Raw genomic sequence first — 2,762 nt, 5'->3', positions numbered from 1 at the left:
AAGGCATACTGGGTGCCCTCAGGTAAGCTGCTCGCATTCTCAATGGAATTTACTGCTTGTGGAGTTTCATTCGGTTTAACCGTCTGCGTCTTCCCTGCTGGCGTATACTTGTCCGCATCTGGTGCAACAACCTTAACAATTACTGGAACGTCTTCCTTGGAACCATCTGGATAAGTTACAACAACTGTTCCTTGCTTATCTCCCTCAGTTGAGGTGTCAACCGGAGTTTTAAAGCCAACTTTGGTCCCTTGTGGAAGGTCTTGTAGATTCGCAATCGCAACCGTTGCTCTTGGTGTACCCCCTGGTCTCACCGTTTGTTCACGAGCCTCTGGAGTATACTTATCCGCATCTGGAGTGACGACTTTAACGGTTACCGGAACCTCATCACGAGTACCATCTGGATAAGTTACTACAACAACAGCTGACTTGTCTCCCTCACTTGAGGTATTGACAGGAGCCTTAAAGGCATACTGGGTGCCCTCAGGTAAGCTGCTCGCATTCTCAATGGAATTTACTGCTTGTGGAGTTTCATTCGGTTTAACCGTCTGCGTCTTCCCTGCTGGCGTATACTTGTCCGCATCTGGTGCAACAACCTTAACAATTACTGGAACTTCTTCACTGGACTTATCTGGATAGGTTACAACAACAACAGCCGATTTATTACCCTCAGTTGCGGTATCAACAGGACTCTTGAATCCAACCTGAGTTCCTTCCGGTAAATCTGCTAAATTCCCAATCGCAAGCGTTGCCCTCGGAGTTCCCCCTGGTCTCACTGTTTGCTCTTTCCCGACAGGTTCATAAGTATCTTTATCAGCAGGCTTGGTCCCTCTCTTAATAACGCGATCAACCGCATCCGTAACTTCCTCAGTCGGAGTATTCGCAGTTACTTCTCCCGTTGTGCTATTAACAGAGTAGGTTGTCGTGACAACTTTCCGACCTTCTTTTCCTTCCGTCACAACAACTTCAGGAGCATCAGCCTTCATAGTCGGATCATTCTGATAGACCGTCTTAAATGGGAGATTCGTTGTTTCTACCTTAGGCTTGGTTCCGACCTTAACCTGCTTCGATACCGGTTCGCGAACGACAACTGGTTCGCCTCTAGTCTCAACAGTCTCTCCTTGGGCATTCTTCGAAGTTGTTATTTTAACCGTCTGTTCTCCATTAACACCTTCACGAACTACAAGCTGTTTTCCAACGTCTTGACTATCATCCGCTTGGTATTCAGTTGAAAACGGAATCTCCTCGGTAACTGTCCTGTCCCTATTTTTATATTTTTTAAAGGCTGCTCCATCCAATGTAACAGTGGCACTAATGATATTTCGAATCGGAGTCGTACGATTCGCAGGATTAACTGGCTTATTATAAGTCGGAGAAAATGCTGTCGCAAAGTCAATCACAAAATGACCCCAAAAATCATCACGGTCTGGCCAAGGAGTTACCTTAGAAGTAAACTCTAATGTATTTTCTTGACCGATATTGGCTTTTACCGATGGAGAATAATATTTAGTAGTAGAATCGGTCTTAGAGGGAACTCCGGTAATTGTTTGGCCATTAAACAATACCGTCTTAGGCACCTCATAGGTTGCAGTACCAGCAATACTAACCCCAACCGGGGCAGCAGGAGCTCTTCCACTTACTCGATTTGGAACGTATTTAGCAACCCAACGAACAAGGTATGTACCGTCAGGTTCTGGACCATTTTCGGATACATAACCATCAAGCGAAATAACCCGAGCTCCATAATCAGCAGCATCTCCTGAAGTGGTTTGTATCTGACGGAATAATTGGAAGATCCTTACTTCACCTTCCCGAGCGCCAGTTGATCGTAAAACAGAACGAAAACGACTTGCCTGTTCAGCTTTTTCTGATTTTCTCTCCAAGTCCTGAACAAGAGCCATATTCTCAGCATCTGTAGCTGTTACCTCAGCAACATTCTCTTCCTTCACAATAGGATGAGTCACTGTTTCTTTCTTAGTTTCAAATACACTATCAAACTTTGGAGCAGATTCTGAAACCTTTGGATTCTCCATCGATTTATTTTCAGATTCTACTACAGTTGAATGTGACACTTCCGTTTCCTGAACCACTACCTCAGGAATTGACGAGATTGATTGATTCGTTTCTGCTGACTTCGATTTTTCAACAGAACTTTCTCCCATCTCCGGCTTCAAATCTGTAGCTTCCGAACTCGACTTCAAATCTGTAGTTTCCGAACTCGACTTCAAATCTGCAGCTTCCGAACTCGGCTTCACTTCAACAGTCTCTTGAGGTGAAGTCGACTCTAAAACAGCAGGTCCCACATAGGTTTCACTCGCTGACTCTTCTATCGAATTTTCTTCTATAGCTGAATCTAGAGAAACAGTAGCTGTACTTTCCTTAGTCCCAATCTGTTCATCGGCAGATACACTTGTAGTACCATTCGCGAATACAGTTGCAAGTAATACGGAAGCAGCACCTAACTTATATTTTCGAATCGAAAATCTTTGTTTAGCATCTCCTCTATCCAATTCCTGTCTCCTTTATTGATTTTTTAATAATTTCTAGTATGCATTATACGTATAGAAATTTCATCCTATTATAACACATATACTGCCATATATCCATGAAATACAGACCATATTATAGTCATTTGAAACAAGAACAAGACAACAAAGCGTCCAGAAAATTGTCATAACTGGGCAATACTTCCCGAGTTTATCACTTTATGTTATAATCAAACTAACTCAATCGCTTGATAGAACTGGATTTTTTTGAAATTTCCA

At 43.0% G+C, this 2,762-nt stretch carries 1 protein-coding gene; it reads right to left on the bottom strand.

All coding sequences use genetic code 11. From position 1 onward, the window contains the following. The coding region (locus N4310_RS08560; RefSeq protein ID WP_276552667.1) for a Rib/alpha-like domain-containing protein at positions 1-2,507 on the bottom strand (2,507 nt) is incomplete at its 3' end. Between the last annotated feature and the right edge of the window lie 255 nt (positions 2,508-2,762).

Origin of the sequence: Streptococcus danieliae (assembly GCF_025447695.1) — a bacterium.
In the GTDB taxonomy this organism is placed as follows: Bacteria; Bacillota; Bacilli; order Lactobacillales; family Streptococcaceae; genus Streptococcus; species Streptococcus danieliae.
The sequence above is the reverse complement of the archived record's forward strand: the minus strand, read 5'-3'. Positions and strand labels throughout refer to the sequence as shown.